This window comes from Paenibacillus sp. An7 (assembly GCF_009870785.1).
Lineage (GTDB): Bacteria > Bacillota > Bacilli > Paenibacillales > Paenibacillaceae > Paenibacillus.
Window position 1 is genome coordinate 46,828 of the sequence record NZ_WTWX01000002.1, and the last position, 17,638, is coordinate 64,465.

The following is a 17,638-nucleotide window of genomic DNA, read 5'->3' on the forward strand; positions in this document are numbered from 1 at the left end:
AGTCCAACCCCTTGATGTAAACCCATTGATACACAAAATAAATAATCCCACATCCTCCTTCTAGGATCGTGGGATTATTTATTTTGTTAACTTTAGATTTCAACAGCGATACCAAAATGATCTGACACCACAGGGCTACCCTTTCCATTCAGTACGACTTTTGAAGATTGGACAGGGATGTTTTGATTCGAAAAGACATAATCGATTCGCAGTTTCTGCTTATTATCTTCCCAACCCGCGATCGCCTTAACAACCGTGAATCCGTCATCTTTTTGAGTTGCAAGATCATAACAATCATGCCATCCACTCCCTGTCACCAGGGAATATCCTTCGCCCTCAATGTGAGCCGCATTGTTGAAATCTCCCATAATAAAGGCAGGCAGAGAATGAACATACTTGTCCATCACAGCAAGAGAATATTTCCACTGAGGCTCGAATGGTTCCTCTTCATCATGCCACCAATTATAATGACCATTCACGAACCAGGTATCCTTACCGGAGACTTCCGTTTTGATTCCCAGCAGTTTGCGTGTACGGAAGTTGGCATAATCCCGCATATCCGATACGTAAGCACCGAACGCTTCCTTAATCGGCGTCTTAGACAGAATAGCCAATCCTTCGTCGTATTTAGCAAATCCAACATGGACAGGTATGTACGTCCAGTAGTATTCGGTGTGAAGCTGTTTACGAAGGACATAAGCATAATTATCTGCTTTGATAAGCGTATTCTCTTCCGCTTCATGAAAATAGTTCATCTCCGAAGCAGGAAGTGCTTCTTCCTGCATGGATTGATTGACTTCCTGAAGTGCAATCACATCAAAATCGTGCTCGTTTATAAAATGAGCAAGCTGCTCTATTTTCTCAAGCTGATTTTCTTCAATCCATGCGTGTGTGTTCAGTGTTAATATTCTCAAAATTTCATCACCCTAGCTTATCTTGAATATCGGATTTGAGTACATCCGCTTTCGGTCCATAGATTGCCTGAATTCCATTATCCTTCTTGATCAGCCCGAGTGCTCCAAGTTTCTTCCATTCCTCTTCATTACCCACGGCATCCACGTTATTCACTGTAATCCGCAGACGCGTCATACATGCATCTACATCGACAATATTTTGCGGTCCACCGAGGATATTAATGATTTTAGAAGGAAGATCATCCCCTTCAGCACCTGCAGCTGATTTTTCAGAAGCAGGTGCTGAACCCGCATCCTCATCTGCTTTATCAGACTCATCATCCGTATAATTCCCAAGTCTGCCCGGTGTAGCCAATTTAAATTTGCCAATCATAAAGTAAGAAATAAAGTACGATGCTCCAAAGAATACAGCAGTTGTAATAACAAAGTTAATAATATCTGCGACAAGGCCCGCATTAATCGATAACGGGATCCGTGTTAATAATTCAATCATACCGAAGGAATGGAGACGCAAATGAATTAAATCTGCCATACCAAATGCAAGACCCGTAATGACTGCATACACACCATACAATAATGGTGCAGCAAACATAAACATAAACTCAAGCGGCTCTGTTACCCCTGTCAAAAATACAGCCAAACCTGCGGACAGGAACATTGATTTATATTTGGAACGTTTATCTTTATCTACACGGCGATACATGGCAAGGGCAATACCCATCAAAATACCGGCTCCTGCGATCATTTGTCCTACTTTAAAACGTGCAGGAGTAACCGTGGAAATAAGCTGCTGATATGCTGCTGGATCTGTTCCTTGCAAGTTCGCAAGGTCACTTGCCCATGCAAGCCAGAGCGGGTCTTGTCCAGCCACTGTTCCACCGGCATTCGGTCCAGTTAGTACCGTGTAAATGCCTCCAAGCTCTGTGTAGTTTACTGGAATAGTAAGCATATGATGCAGACCGAAAGGTAAAAGGACCCGTTCCAGCGTACCATATAAGAAAGGTGCAATAAACGGTGCTGTATCTCCTGATGCAGCAAGCCACTTACCAAAACTATTAATTCCCGTTTGTACGAAAGGCCATACCGCAGACATCACAACGGCAATAATAACAGACCATAGAATGACCACGAAAGGCACAAAACGTTTACCGTTAAAGAAAGCTAATGCTTCCGGCAGTTTACGATAATTATAATATTTATTAAAGACTACAGCTCCGAGGAAACCAGAAATGATACCGACAAAAACACCCATGTTCAGTGCTGGTGCACCCAGTATGGAAGTAAAGTAGCCCGATACTAGAATCTCCTGACCGAATAAGGTCGTTGTCGTCGCTCCTTCCTGTGTGAGCATGTCGCTGCTTACGCCAAGAATCGTTCCTGTCGTAATATTAATTAAGATAAATGCGATCAGTGCAGCAAAAGCTCCGCCTGCACGCTCCTTCGCCCAAGAACCACCAATAGCAACTGCAAAGAGAATGTGAAGATTGTTGATAATTCCCCAGCCGAGATTTTCCATAACACCGCCTGCAGTTACCAGGAATGAAAGATCTGCCCCGAACATGGCGATTACTTTACCCAGTGAAATCATAATACCGGCTGCTGGCATAACTGCGACAACCACGAGCAATGCTTTACCAAACTTTTGCCAGAACTCAAAAGACAATAATTTTTTCATAATGAGTACCTCATGTTCTATTATTTCGCAACCTTCACTTGATCCATTATGACTCCCCATTTAGCATAATTGGAATTGATATTGCATTCAGAAACCCCTTACAAAAGTGTATTACTACAGTTAAAGTACATAAGCTGGATCTAGTGCCCACTCCTTAAGCGTTTACAGTTTGTTTTTCTAGACTTGTTAGGGATTCATACAGATTTATTGCAACATGGTGCAATTCAGTGCAATCGGTTGCAAACTTATTATAGATAATATCGCTTTCATTTTGCAACCCTTTTTTATAAATGTGATTTTGGAGCCTGGTTTTACCGTTGTTCATTTGCCACGGGATGTGTATGATATAACAAAAGAATATAGTAAAGGAGCGTTATCGATGGCAGTAACCATTAAAGATATAGCAAAGCGGGCGAATGTTGCTACCTCCACCGTATCACGTGTCATACAGGATAGTCCTAAAATCAGCGAAGCAACAAAAGCCAGAGTAAGGAAAGAAATGAAAGCGCTTGGATACGAACCTAATTTCTCTGCACAAAGCCTGGCTAACAAAAAAACGCAATCGATCGGAATTATCATGCCAGATGCAGAAGTTGCTATTTTTCAAAATCCATTCTTTCTAGAGAGTATTCGAGGAATCAGTGAACTTGCGAATGAGAAAAATTTTACGATGGCCATTGTGACTGCAAGAAGCGATGAAGAGTTGCTTGATCGTGTCAAAATGATGACCAGAGCCAATCGGGTAGACGGCTTCATTATCCTATACTCCAAATCAGAAGATCCGGTAGTCGACTATTTTCATAACGAAAAAATTCCTTATACTGTCATCGGTAAACCTCAGCAATACGTAAATGAAACCACTCATGTAGATAATGACAATTTTCAAGCGGGTAAAGATGTAACAAAATACCTAATAGAGCTTGGTCACAAGCACATTGCTTATGTGGGAGCGGATGTAAGCCGCACGGTTCATAAAGAAAGGGTTCGCGGGTACAGAGCAGCATTACAAGATTTCGGCCTCATTGCTGATGATTCGTATGTTCTAGACTCCAGTTTTACTAAAGCAGATTTAGATTCACTCTTTAAACAGCCAGCTCGGCCAACGGCCCTTATTGTCGGCGATGATATGCATGCTCTCCCACTGCAGACGATGCTGAGTCAGCTGGGCTTTTCACTGCCAGAGGCTTGCTCACTTGTGAGTTTTAATAATCTCCGTATTGCTGAGATGCTGAATCCCCCGCTCACCTCGGTTGACATCGATATTTTCACTCTGGGATATCAAGCAGCTAAAAGTCTAATAGAGAAAATTCTAGACCCCAAAGAAATGACGAAACATATCATTGTTCCCCACCAAATTGTTGAGCGTGCTTCTTCACAGCGTATAGCAAACGAAATATAGTACGGGGACAAGGAAGTTCATAACTTTCTTGCTCAACACACTAAAAGAATGATCGCGCATTTGATTTTACATTAAGTTGCTTATATTAAAGTATCCTGTGAATTCAAATACGAGATTATTCTTTTTTTAGGTTGACAGGGCAACCGGTTGCACTATATACTGAAAACGCAATCAAATGACAGCACTTTCACGATCCAACATCGTACGTTCTTAAAAGCAAATGATCAAGGTTATTCATAAGATACTAGATATGGATTTTGACAAATATAAGAGAAGGCTTTCACAGTACGATGAGGTATCACAGTTTACCAGTGATTAACTAACACAGGAGTTGTGGAGACTCACACTCTTCAAGGAGGATTATCATGTCATACAAACGTATTTTTGACACTCATGCCTGGAAACTCACTACAAATACCCTTCATAAGGAAGATCTGCGCCTTCAGGAAAGCATGACTTCCATTGGTAACGGATACATGGGAATGCGAGGGAATTTTGAAGAAACGTATTCCGGAGATCACCATCAAGGCACCTATATTTCTGGGGTTTGGTATCCTGACAAAACAAAAGTTGGCTGGTGGAAAAACGGCTACCCTGAATATTTTGGCAAGGTTATCAATGCTATGAATTTTATCGGAATTCGTGTCCTAATTAATGATCATGAAATCGACACTTATCAAGATAGAGTTACTGACTTCTATCAAGAATTAGATATGAAAGAAGGAATATTACGCCGCTCCTTCACCGTAAATGAACAGGTGCGCATTGAAACAGAACGTTTTCTCAGTGCCTCCTTCCTTGAACTATGTCTCATTAAATATAACGTAACCAATCTGACAGATGAGAATATTAAGGTCACTTTGATTCCGTACTTGGACGGAAATACGAAAAATGAAGACGCTAACTATGAAGAAACATTCTGGGTGGAAGCAGATCGTAAAATCGGCGAACCTTACATCAGTCTTTCGGCTATGACGAAAGAAAATGCTTTTGACATCGAGCGCTTTACCATTAATGCAACGATGGGTATTGTAACTGAACATGCTTTATCTAAGACAACAGAAGAAGCAGGCCTTTATGCAGCGGCTCATTATGAATATGAAATTCCTTCTGGTGCTTCTGCGGAAATTCAGAAATTTGTCGTGGTGACCACTTCACGTGATATGGAGAAAGAAGAACTGATCTGGGCAGCGGAACGTCTGATGGCAGATGCGATGAACAAAGGATACAACTTGCTTCAAGAAGAACATATTCAAGAGTGGGCTCGGCGCTGGGAGAAAGCGGATATTACTATTGAAGGTGATGTAGAAGCACAGCAAGGAATTCGCTTTAATATCTTCCAGTTATTCTCGACTTACTATGGACATGATGAGCGCCTGAATATCGGTCCTAAAGGCTTTACAGGTGAAAAATATGGCGGTGCAACTTACTGGGATACTGAAGCTTACGCGGTTCCAATGTATCTAGCACTTGCTGACAAACGTGTAACTGAAAACTTGCTGCGCTATCGCTTCAATCAACTGGATGGTGCAAAACATAATGCCCGTCAGCAAGGCCTAAAAGGTGCGCTCTACCCGATGGTTACCTTCACTGGTGTGGAGTGTCATAATGAATGGGAAATTACGTTTGAAGAGATTCACCGTAACGGAGCGATTGCTTACGCCATTTATAACTATACGAATTATACGGGAGACAAAACGTATCTCCAAAATGAAGGTATTGAAGTATTGACCGAAATCAGCAGATTCTGGGCTGACCGGGTTCATTTTTCAAAACGTCACAATAAATATATGATTCATGGGGTAACTGGACCTAATGAATATGAGAATAACGTAAATAACAACTGGTACACCAACACGATGGCAACTTGGGTGCTGAAATATACGATGGAATGTCTTGCAGATATCGACGAGCAGAGAAAAGAACAGCTGAATATATCTGCTGAGGAACTCGCTCACTGGCAGGATATTGTGGACCGGATGTACTTCCCTTACGACGAGGAGCTGGGTGTCCATGTACAGCATGATACCTTCCTTGATAAGGATTTGCGTCCTGTATCCTCCTTGGATAAAGCGGATCTTCCGCTCAATCAGAAATGGTCATGGGATAAAATCTTGCGTTCTCCATTTATCAAACAAGCGGATGTTCTGCAAGGAATTTATTTCTTCAGCGATGAGTTTACAATGGAAGAAAAGAAACGGAACTTTGACTTCTATGAGCCAATGACCGTTCATGAATCTTCTCTCTCCCCTTCTATTCATGCCGTACTTGCTGCTGAACTGAAGATGGAAGAAAAAGCAGTTGAGATGTACAAACGTACGGCAAGACTTGATCTTGATAACTATAATAACGACACGGAAGATGGTCTGCATATTACTTCCATGACGGGCAGCTGGCTCGCTATTGTACAAGGATTTGCCGGCATGCGTACGCATGGAGAGACGCTGCGCTTCTCCCCATTCCTGCCAAAAGAATGGTCTAGCTACAGCTTCCACATCAATTATCGTGAGCGCCTGATTAACGTAAGTGTAGATCAGAACGAAGTGAAGATCGCACTTGTCTCCGGTGCGCCGCTGACGATAGAGCTTTATGATAAAGAAGTGCTCATTACAAATGAAGAGCCACTCATTACAAAAACCACTTCCTAAGTGAATCTGAAAGGTGGAGAAAGAATGAAAGCCGTTATTTTCGACCTCGACGGGGTCATTACCGATACAGCAGAATATCATTATCTAGCATGGAAAAGTCTAGCTGATGAATTGAACCTTCCTTTTGATAAGGAATTTAACGAGAAATTAAAAGGGGTCAGCCGGATGGAATCCCTGGAATTCATCCTGTCCCTAGGTGACGCTGCTTACTCCGATGAAGAGAAAAAAGCACTTGCTGAAAAGAAAAACGATCTCTATAAAGAAATGATCGCAAAAGTCACACCTGCTGACTTGCTTCCAGGAATTGAAGCGCTGCTAAAAGAGTTACAAGAAGCTGGCATTGGCACTGCCCTTGCCTCCGCAAGTAAGAATGCACCGTTTATTCTGGATCGTCTGGGAGTTACCCACTATTTCAATCATGTGGTTGATGTGAACTTGATTAAACAAGGAAAACCGGATCCGGAAATCTTCTTAACGGGTGCTGCTAAACTTGGCGTTCTGCCTGAAGAATGTGTCGGCATTGAAGATGCAGAAGCAGGGATCGAATCTATTCTCTCTGCTGGTATGTATGCGGTTGGCGTAGGTACCCCTGCTCAGATGCAAAAAGCGGACCTTATTGTTTCATCCACAGCGGAGTTGTCTCTCTCTTTGTTGAAAGAGAATTTCAAGCAAAAAACAAAGTAATGTATTGTAGATAAATAAAAGACGCGAGTGAAATGGTCGTTCTTTGCGCCCCGTTCCACTCGCGTCTTTTTTATTTTTTATTTTTATGCTGGCGCTGTTCCTTAATTCCTATTTGGTATACGATGCATGGATATTTATTCTTCCAAGTGACGAACAGGGATCCTGTAGAGAACATATTGACCTGTCCACATTTCACTATGTACGATTGCAGAAGCTTCCTTCTCGGTGCTTACTCCACTTTCCTTGCCAAAGAAATAGCCTGCTCCCTCCTGAGTTTGATACGTCCATCCTTTAGACTTCATGAAAGAAATAACGGCCTCTGCGCCATCACCTTGGTTGCCCTTAAATCCGTACCAGCGCTTACCGTCCTCTTCTGTCAAATAGATCAGTTCTTTGGAAGACGGTTCTAATGCTTGAACCGCTTCTTTCTTGCTTATTGCTGAGAAAGGAGCAGCAGGATAATATGTTTTACTCGAATAAGCAAAAGGCAGGAGGATGATAATCAAAAGAAACGGTAGAAGAAGTAGCATTCTAGTAAAAACTTTGCGTTTTTTTAGTTTCATGAGCGATCTTCCTTTCTATTATTCATTTAAAAAGAAGTCCCATTATGCCAGTACGAATACCTCCTCTCTCTGTCACCAGAAATCCTTAAACCGATAATATAATTCTTCTTCATAATAAAAGGCTTTAGCGAAAGGCAAGGTTCGTTTCATGTAGATCTCTATCGCTTTTATATCTTTCGCAGGAAAAACAAGCTGAGAAAAAAATCGAAGCAAAAAAGATTCAATAAAACCAAAAAACTCCGTACCCCATTTCTCTACATCTGAGGTGATATAGGTATTCCACTCAAAGTTCTTCACTTCAATGACACCAAATGAATCGAAAACATCAGAATAGTCATAATTATAATCATCCGTATCTTCGATAATACTTGCCTTCATCTCCTTAAGAATCGGAGATTGTTCCTGTGACAGGTCAAGAATCGTACATCGACAAGTGAAGTCATGAGCACCTCGAAAAAACAAATGTGCTTCGTTTCGATTTTTCCCCGGTGATACATGTATGGAATGATCTTTATGATATCTTTCAGCAAATAATTCAGACCCTTCGTTCCCTTCTGTATACTCTATATTTTTCGTGGTCAATGGAAAGTGGTATTTCTCTTTCTCACTAAATTGATATACTCTTGTGACACAATCTATAAAAGAAGGATACCCCATTGCTTCCATTTTCTCGTCAGTCCATGTTTCAACCTCTAACAGAGTCTCGTAAGGATTACCTTCTAAATCCATCAGCTTAGCAAAAGCCGGTTCTGTTTTATATCCTTCTCTTTTAAGAGAACGTACATGTTGTCTAAACTCTTCAATATAAAGACGAAGTATGCGGTCTTCGATCACCATATGACGATAGGCATTCTGCTTAGTGACCGGAATGGGCTGTCCAAATACCTCAACCTCAAACTGCTCAAGCTGGAAGTTCGCCTTCATTCTTCTGATGTCGTTCACTATTTTGTCCGTCAAGATAAAATCCTGGAAGTCTCCAAATTCACTTCGTAAAAGTCGTTCAAATGCCGAAAAATCATGCACCTCACAAATAATATCGAGATCACTGCCTACAATATTGATATCGATCGGAATCGTTCCTGTAAGGATAGGAGTATATGGAGATAGAATCTCCATAACGTTATATTGTTGCAACACATGGTAGGCCGCTTGTTGTACTTCACTGCCACTAAGTAGATAGGTCAAATCTTTGTACCGAATATGATTCACTGTTGTCTTTCTCCCTACAGTTTTGTTATGGTTCGCTTTTGTGTCTCGTTACGCTTTTCATCCCATAGAGCATAAATTTCAAAGGTTCCATCTTCAAAAAAATACGTAAGTCTCTCTCTAAACCAATCTTGCATTGGATAATTCATAAGTTCGTTAAGCGGAATCCACCGAAGTTCTCCTTCAGGAGGATTGTCCAGCAAATCTCCTTCGAAAGTATCCGTTATATAGTTAAATACCATATACCGGTATTTCTCATTCACATCAACAAACTCATCAAGACCTTTGTATATTAGATTACTTACCGTAAGACCCGTTTCTTCCTTTACTTCGCGTATGGCGCCTTCGGTTAAGCTCTCGGGAAAGTCCACTTTCCCTCCTGCAGCAATCCATCCTGGAAATCCGTTTTCACTTGGACGGTTCATTAATAAGATTCGATCTCCGCCACGTACTACGCACATCGTGTACAGTTTAATTTCAATATCATTTGATCCGTTTGTCATTCTATTATTTCTCCTTATGAAGAGTAAATTATATGTACTCTCTATGATTCTAGCATCTTCTTTAACTGCTTATTACGGTATTCCAGGAAATTCTTCATATACAATTGTAAAATAAAACGTTCCGCAAGCCTTCCTACCCATCCATAAGGAGCTTCAAGATAAAGCGTGTCCCTAAGCCGTGTTGATCTTGGACCAAGGACGTCGAACTCGTGAATGTGTATCATGCTGCGAAATGCGCCTTTTTGCATTTGATCTGTAAACATGTAGGGTGGCTCAAACGCTACCACTTTAGAAGTAAGCTTCTGACGAACTAAGAAGTGAGTTGCCTCAAAGGTTACCATCTCACCATACCCGATCAGCTGTCCATCTTTACCTCCAGTGGATGAAATGACCTTCTCGTGAGTATGTTTCCATACCGTTCGGGTATGCAGATCCAAATCTCTTGCTGCATCAAAACAGCAGCGTATCGGTCTATCAATCGTGATCTCGGTCTGAATACTAATCAGAGGTCATTCCCCCTTATTGAATGAATCCACCTGTTTATTTTGTATATCTCTCATTGTTTTCAAAGAAACTCTTCACGAGATCTGATTCTCCATGTTCCTTATATACTGCTTTCATCGCAGCGGTCCAACTATTTTCAATAGAAGGATAATTTCCACTGATCATCCGCTCTTGATCTAAGTTATTTTCCATGGTCAGGAAGATCTCTTTTAGTTCTTTCACAGCTTCCACTTTAGCCTCATCATCATCCGAGAGAGCTATATATTTCAGTTTGTAGGAGATATAAGTTAAGAAACCTGTGATATCATTTGCACCTATGGGCTGATCATATGTGTAATTCCAATGGGTATTCGCAAGTGTATATTCAGCGAGCTCAGCTCTATCCAAATTCTTAACAACATTCAGAAGTCCATTCTCAAACTGTATCATCGAGATACTGCCTCTATCGAGTTCCTTCAACAACCGATTTAGTTCACTGTAATTACTCATACCATTTGTTACTAATTCGTGATTCATTAATGACAGCACATATCTGTGTGTATTTTGATACTGAGCATACTTTTTCTTCGCTTGTAGAGTTCCAAAGATCAGTAAAATGGAGGTAAGAATCAAAATAAGGTTCTTCCATTTATTATTCATCGTGTAGCCATGCTCCTCTCTAGGATGTAATGTACTAGAATCTATCTATTCTACATGATTATTAACGTTACCAGTAAGTGCATTGTTTCATAGAATCTCTAACACAAAAAAATAGCCGCCCTCAGCAATAGGCTGAATGGCAACTATTTATGTCTTCATTTTATATAAGTTAAAGCACTACAACTCTTGGTCTATCCGATTGTTTGGATTCTTATGTTTACCGATGTAAATATCAAGCGCAGTTATCCCTCTCCGCGCCAGTTTCACGAATAACACAAAACAATAGATACCTAATCCGAGACAAACGATATACCAAATGACTAAAAATATAGATAAAATACTGAAAACACCTACTCCTTGATCCATGAGCATACACTCCTCCTCTAATATATAATAAAAAAGGACTTGCCTCTTTCCCTCAAGCCCTGAGCAAACAACTTATTCCTAATTGTACCATTTTTATGTAAATTCTTATATGTTTATAACTAATTAAATCCTCTTAAAGCGTAATTACTTCTCTCCATCATCAATACTTCCTTGATCAATAGCCTCAAACATCTTGGAGTAAGCAGACTGAATATTACTTTTGCTCCGCCTGTCATTATAGACTCCAAACTGCCAGTATCCCATTTCATTTCCTTGCTGGGGAACGAGTGCAGTCGCATAGCTAAGATCAACCGATGTATCTGGCGCATCTTCATAACTAAGCTCTTCATAGAAGAAAGGAATGTAACTCCGCTCGGATTGTAAAAAGAACACAGGGATCTCTAATTCCTTATATACTTTTGCAAACGCTGGTGCAGCAGCCTTTAATAAAAATTCTTTACTAATAAAAATAGCATCCAAACGGCTGCTTTCCTCCTTCATCTGCTCAAGATTTATTTTATGAAAAGAAACCTGCTTCTCGCGTACCACGGGTGCTTCACCTACCATACCAATGTGGAGATCCCTCCCATCATAAGGCTTATTATGGCTTGAATTCGTAGTGTTAAGACTATAAGATACAATCACATACGCAAGTAGAGCAAAAAGGATAAACATTCCTGCTACTTTCATCGTCGATTTCAAGTATTGTTGCCTCCTTGCCTAAAACTTCCTTATTTCTTCTTGTACATCTTTCCTAATCATCGCAAACTGAATCTGGTCCACAAATTCTCCTTTGATTTGAGACTTTTCTCGAAGTATGCCTTTCTCCTTCATCCCGACTTTTTTCATAATCCGGGCTGAACTTAAGTTATCTATGTTCAATTCGGTTTATATTCATATGACTAAACCCATATTTAACCACTTCCTTTAGTACTTCAGTAGTGATACCCTTTCCCCAATATCTACTAGAAATTGCATATCCGATTTCTGCACAGCTATGTATCTCGTCCAAATGAATAAATCCAATTCTTTATTAATCTTCGTTCCGTCTTATATATAACAGCCCAACGATATGCTATTTTCTCTATACATGATTTCTGTACATTCTCTAAGAACACTCGGGTGTCCTCGGTAGATTCATGCCGATTCCATAATGTCCATTCTGATACCAACGGGTCTGAAGCAAAACGATAGTATTCTTCCAGGTCATCCATATCTAATCTTCTAAGTATTATTCGTTCCGTTTCAAATATCGGTTCTTCTGTGAACAGTACCTCTTTATTCAATATAACGATCCTCCTCTGTCTGTGACCTTCTTCTTGTCATTATCACATAAATCCTTCTTCTAGGAGAGTGTACAAAAGCTAGCATATTAATTCCAATTCACTAATATACCCTATACTTTTCCTACGCCTGACAACACTATTACTGTCGGATAACCAATAACTTTACCATCATTGGTTTGATAATTAAGTCCCTTGATTGCCTCCTCCATCTCCTCTGCTGTCTGCTCGTTTCCAAAATTAAATTTATCTCGCTCTACTTTGGTAATAAGCCATTTTTCGTTACGCTTCTCCAATGTATACTTCTTAGTAGTTGCGCTGAATGGTTGATCTTTCAACTCTTTATTTTCCATCGTGTATATATTGACTTGATTAGACTGATCCCCTTCATACACATCCGATATGCGCACCGTTGCACTAAGTTTATCCATACCAATTCCATGAATTAAATTAAGCATATGTTCTTTATGTTTGTCATACTCCTCTTGAGGCATATTCACCAAATCATCTCGGGTGTATGTTACACTATCATATCCAAATATAATCTCACCACGGATTGATGCCCAGTATTCTTCACTTACAATTTCATTTATAGCGTTATGATATTGTTTATAAGATTTGTTAAAGTAAATAAGGTCATATTCGCTCTCTTCTACTGTCTTCATATGTTCCACGATCTGCTGTTTCTCCGAACTTCCCATTGGCGAATTAGAGGTACACGCCACTAAAATGGCAGCAAACAAAAGAAGCAACCCACACAAATGACTTATAGATTTCATTCAAATCCCCTTATTTTTTGTACTTTAGCTTAATCAAAATAAGCAAAAAGCCCGAAGTTTGGTGTTCGTTTCGGTCACCGAAAATATGCACGAGATGCCTAACATACTCTACTTATACGACATCGTATTCTCATTTTCCTTGCTGTCTAAATAACGGAACTGAGCTAAATTAATGTTGCGAGTAGCCTGCCGATATTTTCACTTGTACGTTCGACATTACGAGGACCATTGGCAAGCAGTTTATCAATCTCGTGAGCACCAGGAACAATACCAAAAATCGCATCGATCCCTTCTTCATAGAGAACCTCCACGCCTTCTCCAATGTAACCAGCAACAGCAATAACAGGGATTCCCTCTTCTTTTGCAACTTTGGCAACACCATAAGGAGTCTTACCGAATTTAGTCTGAAAGTCCATTCCCCCTTCTCCTGTAAAGCAGTAATCAGCCCCAGCAAGTTTCTCGCGCAGCCCCGTGTATTGAATAATAATATCAACCCCTTTTTGAAGTGTGGATTTTGTGAAAATGAGTAATCCTCCACCAAGTCCGCCTGCTGCACCTGCCCCGGGAACATCACGGATATCTTTGTTCAGCACGTTCTTCACTACTTCCGCATAATGAGCTAGATTGTTATCTAACTGAAGGACCATTTCAGGGGTAGCTCCTTTTTGTGGACCAAAAACATGTGAAGCACCATTCTCACCGCACAGTGGATTGGTTACATCACAGGCAACGATGATTTCCACCTCCTGAAGTCTGGGATCAAGTTCCGCCACATCAATGGTATAAAGCCGACCAAGACTACCGCCTCCACGAGGAAGTGTTTCCCCTTTCTGATCAAGGAATTTGGCTCCGAGTGCTTCCGCCATTCCTGTTCCGCCGTCATTGGTTGCACTGCCGCCGATACCGATAATAATTTTCTTTATACCTTGATCAAGACATTCACGGATTAGTTCTCCTGTTCCATAGGTGGTCGTAATCATCGGATTTTTCATATCTTTTGTTACATAGTGAATCCCGCTTGCCGAAGCCATTTCAATGGCAGCCGTTGTGCCATCCCCCATAATGCCGAACTCAGCAGTTACTTGGTTCCCTAAAGGACCTGTCACTTCTTTTTCGAACATTGTTCCGCCTGTTGCATCTACCAAAGACTGAATTGTGCCTTCGCCTCCATCTGCCATTGGAACATGAAGATAATTCGCTTCTGGAAAGGATTTTCGCAGTCCCTTCTCCATAGCAATACATACTTCTTTAGCTGTCATACTTTCTTTAAAAGAATCCGGTGCAAGCACAAATGTTTTTGTCATCTAAATCACCTCAACCTGTATTATAGAAGAAACCCAGACATGAGCGTTGCTGCAATCATCATCGTACCACCAACAATAGCTTATTATGGCACAAGGTTCATCCGCTGTTTAATTATCATATTCAACCGTAGCCGTTATTTTATTCAGATTGAATGCAGAATAATCCAAGATCTTGTTTGTTTTTCCATAGCAATCATTCGGATCACATCAGCGAGAGGTAAAAAGCGCATCTGCTTTAAAGCTATTTAATGCATCTATCCCAAGGATAGCTCCGATAGATTAATCATAAGAAGCACAATAGCAACGAGCGGAGCAACAATAAGGGAATGGACGTTTTTTATTGTGCAGATGTGCAAAAAAAAAATGGATTGCTCAATTAAAAAACCGATAAATTACAGTTAAGAAACTATAATTTATCGGTCACTTTATATAAGGAAGAACATTACTACCCAATCATTCTAAGCTGCTCTTTTATTTTTATTATAGATATCGAACGCTACCGCTAACAAGAGAACAAGTCCCTTAATTCCTTGCTGCCAGTCTATACCAAGACCAATCAATGACATCCCGTTGTTCAGTACGCCCATGACGAGTCCGCCAATGATTGCACCATACACCGTTCCGATCCCGCCGGAAGCAGATGCTCCACCAATAAAGGCAGCTGCAATGGCATCGAGTTCAAAGTTTGTTCCTGCTCTTGGAATGGCTGCGTTTAGTCTTGCCGTAAAGATGAGGCCCGAGATAGCGGCAAGAACGCCCATATTAACAAACACCCAGAAGGTTACTTTCTTTGTTTTCACACCAGAGAGACCTGCGGCTTTTTCGTTTCCTCCGATCGCATAGATATGACGACCCATAACTGTTCTGTTCATGATAAAGGAATACCCGACAATCAGCACAGCCAGGAGAATGAGAATGTTTGGAATACCTGCATAACTAGCAAGTGCAAAAGAGAATACGTTAATGACAGCAGCAATAACAACCATTTTAGCAATAAACAGAGAGCTTGAAATCGTCTCGAACTGATACTTCTGCTGATTTCTGCGATTTTTCACTTCACTCATCACGTATAGAATCGTTACCACAATACCGGCGAGCAGCGCTACCAAGTTTGTCTCCATATTACCGAAGTCTGGGATAAATCCCGCACTGATCTTTTGAAATCCTTCAGGCAAAGGAGAAATGGATTGACCTTCCAGGACAATCATCGTCATTCCGCGGAACAGTAACATTCCTGCTAAGGTTACAATAAAAGCCGGAATTCTGACATAAGCAATCCAAAAGCCCTGCCAAGCCCCTATTAGCGCACCCAGTAATAAGGAGAGAATGACAGCAATGACAGGATGAAGATTCATATCTACCATCATGATTGCAGCACATGCTCCTACAAGAGCTGCAACTGACCCTACTGATAAATCAATATGTCCCGTTATGATGACCAGCACCATTCCGATCGCTAATACAAGAATATAACTATTTTGCAATATAAGGTTGGTAATGTTAATCGGCTCAAATAATAATCCTCCGCTGAGCAGTCCAAACAAAATCATGATCAAAATTAGTGCAATAATCATACCGTACTGACGAATGTTATTTTTAAACAGCTTTATTAATGTCCCCATCTTAAGCCCCTCCTGTTCCCTTGCTCGGTGTCTTGGTCATATATTTCATGAGCACTTCCTGATTCGCTTCACTCCGGTTCACTTCCCCGGTAATTCTCCCCGCGTTCATTACATAAATCCGGTCACAGATACCGAGGATCTCAGGCAGCTCTGAGGAAATGACAACGACAGCCTTCCCTTCGCTGGCAAGCTCCTGAATGATCGAGTAGATCTCAAATTTAGCACCTACATCTATCCCCCGTGTCGGTTCATCCAGAATCAGAATGTCAGGCTCGGAATAAATCCATTTGCTAAGCACGACCTTCTGCTGGTTTCCACCGCTCAGATTCTGAACTTCCTGCTGGATGCTGGAAGTTTTGATTTTCAGCCTTTTACGCATCGTTTCAGCTACTACAATCTCTTCATTCTCGTTAATAATCGATGCTTTTTGCAGCTTAGGAAGGCCGGTCAGCGAAATATTACGTTTAATATCCTGTATCAGTACCAGCCCATAATCTTTGCGATCTTCTGTGACATAAGCAAATCCATTATCAATAGCTTGACCGATGCTGTTATTTTGAATGACTTCGCCTTCCTTACGAAGCTCACCCGATATCTTCCGTCCATAAGCTTTACCAAAAATACTCATTGCCAGCTCAGTCCGCCCTGCGCCCATGAGTCCTGCAATTCCAACAATTTCGCCGCGGCGGACACTTAGATTTACGTTATCCAGCACTTTGCGATCCGCATGGTGCTCGTGATACACCGTCCAATCCTTAACTTCAAGCAGCATTTCTCCTATGTTCGGCTTGCGCTCCGGATAACGATCCGTCAAATCACGACCGACCATCCCTCTGATAATGCGATCTTCTGTCATATCCTTCGATTTCATATCTAATGTTTCTATTGTTTTGCCATCCCGAAGAATCGTGACTGAATCGGATACCTCGGATACCTCGTTCAGCTTATGGGAGATTAAGATACAAGCAATCCCTTGTTTCTTAAATTCGAGCATTAACCGGAGCAAGTTTTGGCTGTCGGTTTCATTAAGCGCTGCCGTCGGCTCATCAAGAATGAGCAATTTCACTTTTTTAGAAAGTGCCTTTGCAATCTCGACTAACTGCTGTTTGCCGACGCCAATGTTCGTGATCAGCGTATTAGGATTTTCACTAAGCCCCACTTCTTGTAATAGTTCTCGGGTTTTCATAATGGTCTCATGCCAATTGATAACCCCTTTATTTACTCTTTCGTTACCTAAAAATATATTTTCCGCAATAGAGAGATAGGGAATGAGTGCCAGCTCCTGATGAATGATGACTATTCCTTTTTCTTCGCTGTCCTTAATGGTCTTGAACCCGCATACATCGCCTTCAAAAAGAATATCGCCCTCATAGGTTCCATGTGGATAAACCCCGCTGAGCACTTTCATAAGCGTTGATTTACCTGCCCCGTTCTCCCCGCATAAAGAATGAATTTCACCCGGCTTAACTTTTAAATTTACATTCTCCAGTGCCTTTACTCCTGGAAAAGTCTTTGTGATTCCGCGCATTTCAAGAATATATTCAGCCAT

General features: G+C 41.0%; 18 protein-coding genes. 3 read left to right on the forward strand and 15 right to left on the reverse strand.

Annotated elements, in window-relative coordinates; genetic code table 11:
• Positions 1-92: 92 nt before the first annotated feature.
• Together GQY27_RS03145 and GQY27_RS03150 are read right to left on the reverse strand one after the other, a co-directional pair.
• Positions 93-914 carry an endonuclease/exonuclease/phosphatase family protein gene (locus tag GQY27_RS03145; protein WP_160032093.1) on the reverse strand — a complete coding sequence of 274 codons (822 nt, stop codon included), beginning with the start codon at positions 912-914 and terminating at the stop codon, positions 93-95.
• 7 nt (positions 915-921) lie between these two features.
• Complete coding sequence (locus tag GQY27_RS03150; RefSeq protein WP_160032094.1) at positions 922-2,589, reverse strand: PTS transporter subunit IIBC; 1,668 nt, start codon at positions 2,587-2,589, stop codon at positions 922-924.
• Positions 2,590-2,968: 379 nt separating this feature from the next.
• Between GQY27_RS03150 and GQY27_RS03155 the strand changes: the two genes are divergently transcribed.
• The 3 genes from GQY27_RS03155 to pgmB all read left to right on the forward strand — a co-directional run bounded on the left by GQY27_RS03155 (position 2,969) and on the right by pgmB (position 7,320).
• The gene (locus GQY27_RS03155) at positions 2,969-3,988 is read left to right on the forward strand and encodes a LacI family DNA-binding transcriptional regulator (protein ID WP_160032095.1); all 1,020 of its coding nucleotides are present in this window, start codon (positions 2,969-2,971) and stop codon (positions 3,986-3,988) included.
• A 365-nt stretch (positions 3,989-4,353) separates the two neighbouring features.
• Entirely contained in the window at positions 4,354-6,636 is a 2,283-nt protein-coding gene (mdxK, locus tag GQY27_RS03160; RefSeq protein ID WP_160032096.1) for a maltose phosphorylase MdxK, read from the forward strand.
• A 24-nt stretch (positions 6,637-6,660) separates the two neighbouring features.
• The gene (gene pgmB / locus GQY27_RS03165; RefSeq protein WP_160032097.1) at positions 6,661-7,320 is read left to right on the forward strand and encodes a beta-phosphoglucomutase; all 660 of its coding nucleotides are present in this window, start codon (positions 6,661-6,663) and stop codon (positions 7,318-7,320) included.
• Positions 7,321-7,454: 134 nt separating this feature from the next.
• On the opposite strand, the gene GQY27_RS03170 is transcribed toward pgmB, so the two are convergent.
• The 13 genes from GQY27_RS03170 to mmsA all read right to left on the reverse strand — a co-directional run bounded on the left by GQY27_RS03170 (position 7,455) and on the right by mmsA (position 17,638).
• Entirely contained in the window at positions 7,455-7,883 is a 429-nt protein-coding gene (locus GQY27_RS03170) for a hypothetical protein (protein ID WP_160032098.1), read from the reverse strand.
• 72 nt (positions 7,884-7,955) lie between these two features.
• Entirely contained in the window at positions 7,956-9,092 is a 1,137-nt protein-coding gene (locus GQY27_RS03175; RefSeq protein WP_236570465.1) for a DUF4269 domain-containing protein, read from the reverse strand.
• Between the two features lie 14 nt (positions 9,093-9,106).
• Positions 9,107-9,592 carry an 8-oxo-dGTP diphosphatase gene (locus tag GQY27_RS03180; RefSeq protein ID WP_160032099.1) on the reverse strand — a complete coding sequence of 162 codons (486 nt, stop codon included), beginning with the start codon at positions 9,590-9,592 and terminating at the stop codon, positions 9,107-9,109.
• A 41-nt stretch (positions 9,593-9,633) separates the two neighbouring features.
• Complete coding sequence (locus GQY27_RS03185; protein WP_328802940.1) at positions 9,634-10,029, reverse strand: SRPBCC family protein; 396 nt, start codon at positions 10,027-10,029, stop codon at positions 9,634-9,636.
• 103 nt (positions 10,030-10,132) lie between these two features.
• Positions 10,133-10,735, reverse strand: a complete 603-nt coding sequence (locus tag GQY27_RS03190) for a hypothetical protein (protein WP_160032100.1) — start codon at positions 10,733-10,735, stop codon at positions 10,133-10,135.
• Between the two features lie 177 nt (positions 10,736-10,912).
• Positions 10,913-11,101, reverse strand: a complete 189-nt coding sequence (locus GQY27_RS03195) for a hypothetical protein (RefSeq protein WP_160032101.1) — start codon at positions 11,099-11,101, stop codon at positions 10,913-10,915.
• Between the two features lie 144 nt (positions 11,102-11,245).
• A complete protein-coding gene (locus GQY27_RS03200) occupies positions 11,246-11,803 on the reverse strand; it encodes a hypothetical protein (RefSeq protein ID WP_160032102.1) in 558 nt (185 codons plus the stop codon).
• Positions 11,804-11,969: 166 nt separating this feature from the next.
• Positions 11,970-12,113, reverse strand: coding sequence for a GNAT family N-acetyltransferase (locus tag GQY27_RS22050; RefSeq protein WP_160032103.1), 144 nt, complete (start codon positions 12,111-12,113; stop codon positions 11,970-11,972).
• Positions 12,097-12,387, reverse strand: a complete 291-nt coding sequence (locus GQY27_RS03210) for a GNAT family N-acetyltransferase (RefSeq protein WP_160032104.1) — start codon at positions 12,385-12,387, stop codon at positions 12,097-12,099. Before GQY27_RS03210 ends, GQY27_RS22050 begins: the two co-directional genes overlap by 17 nt.
• A gap of 110 nt (positions 12,388-12,497) precedes the next feature.
• Positions 12,498-13,163: a hypothetical protein gene (locus tag GQY27_RS03215; protein WP_160032105.1), complete on the reverse strand. Its 666-nt coding sequence runs from the start codon at positions 13,161-13,163 to the stop codon at positions 12,498-12,500.
• Positions 13,164-13,327: 164 nt separating this feature from the next.
• Entirely contained in the window at positions 13,328-14,467 is a 1,140-nt protein-coding gene (locus GQY27_RS03220; RefSeq protein WP_160032106.1) for a glycerate kinase family protein, read from the reverse strand.
• A 458-nt stretch (positions 14,468-14,925) separates the two neighbouring features.
• Positions 14,926-16,089 (reverse strand): multiple monosaccharide ABC transporter permease, encoded by a 1,164-nt coding sequence (gene mmsB / locus GQY27_RS03225; protein WP_160032107.1) that lies wholly within the window; start codon positions 16,087-16,089, stop codon positions 14,926-14,928.
• Between the two features lies 1 nt (position 16,090).
• A complete protein-coding gene (gene mmsA, locus GQY27_RS03230) occupies positions 16,091-17,638 on the reverse strand; it encodes a multiple monosaccharide ABC transporter ATP-binding protein (protein WP_160032108.1) in 1,548 nt (515 codons plus the stop codon).

Excerpts from the sequence above, each read along its gene's own strand:
- GQY27_RS03220 (WP_160032106.1), bottom strand. The coding sequence starts at position 14,467 with ATGACAAAAACATTTGTGCTTGCACCGGATTCTTTTAAAGAAAGTATG.
- GQY27_RS03170 (WP_160032098.1), bottom strand. The coding sequence starts at position 7,883 with ATGAAACTAAAAAAACGCAAAGTTTTTACTAGAATGCTACTTCTTCTA.
- mmsA (WP_160032108.1), bottom strand. The coding sequence starts at position 17,638 with ATGGCTGAATATATTCTTGAAATGCGCGGAATCACAAAGACTTTTCCA.
- mdxK (WP_160032096.1), top strand. The coding sequence starts at position 4,354 with ATGTCATACAAACGTATTTTTGACACTCATGCCTGGAAACTCACTACA.
- GQY27_RS03215 (WP_160032105.1), bottom strand. The coding sequence starts at position 13,163 with ATGAAATCTATAAGTCATTTGTGTGGGTTGCTTCTTTTGTTTGCTGCC.
- GQY27_RS03190 (WP_160032100.1), bottom strand. The coding sequence starts at position 10,735 with ATGAATAATAAATGGAAGAACCTTATTTTGATTCTTACCTCCATTTTA.
- GQY27_RS03180 (WP_160032099.1), bottom strand. The coding sequence starts at position 9,592 with ATGACAAACGGATCAAATGATATTGAAATTAAACTGTACACGATGTGC.
- mmsB (WP_160032107.1), bottom strand. The coding sequence starts at position 16,089 with ATGGGGACATTAATAAAGCTGTTTAAAAATAACATTCGTCAGTACGGT.
- GQY27_RS03195 (WP_160032101.1), bottom strand. The coding sequence starts at position 11,101 with ATGGATCAAGGAGTAGGTGTTTTCAGTATTTTATCTATATTTTTAGTC.
- GQY27_RS03150 (WP_160032094.1), bottom strand. The coding sequence starts at position 2,589 with ATGAAAAAATTATTGTCTTTTGAGTTCTGGCAAAAGTTTGGTAAAGCA.
- pgmB (WP_160032097.1), top strand. The coding sequence starts at position 6,661 with ATGAAAGCCGTTATTTTCGACCTCGACGGGGTCATTACCGATACAGCA.
- GQY27_RS03155 (WP_160032095.1), top strand. The coding sequence starts at position 2,969 with ATGGCAGTAACCATTAAAGATATAGCAAAGCGGGCGAATGTTGCTACC.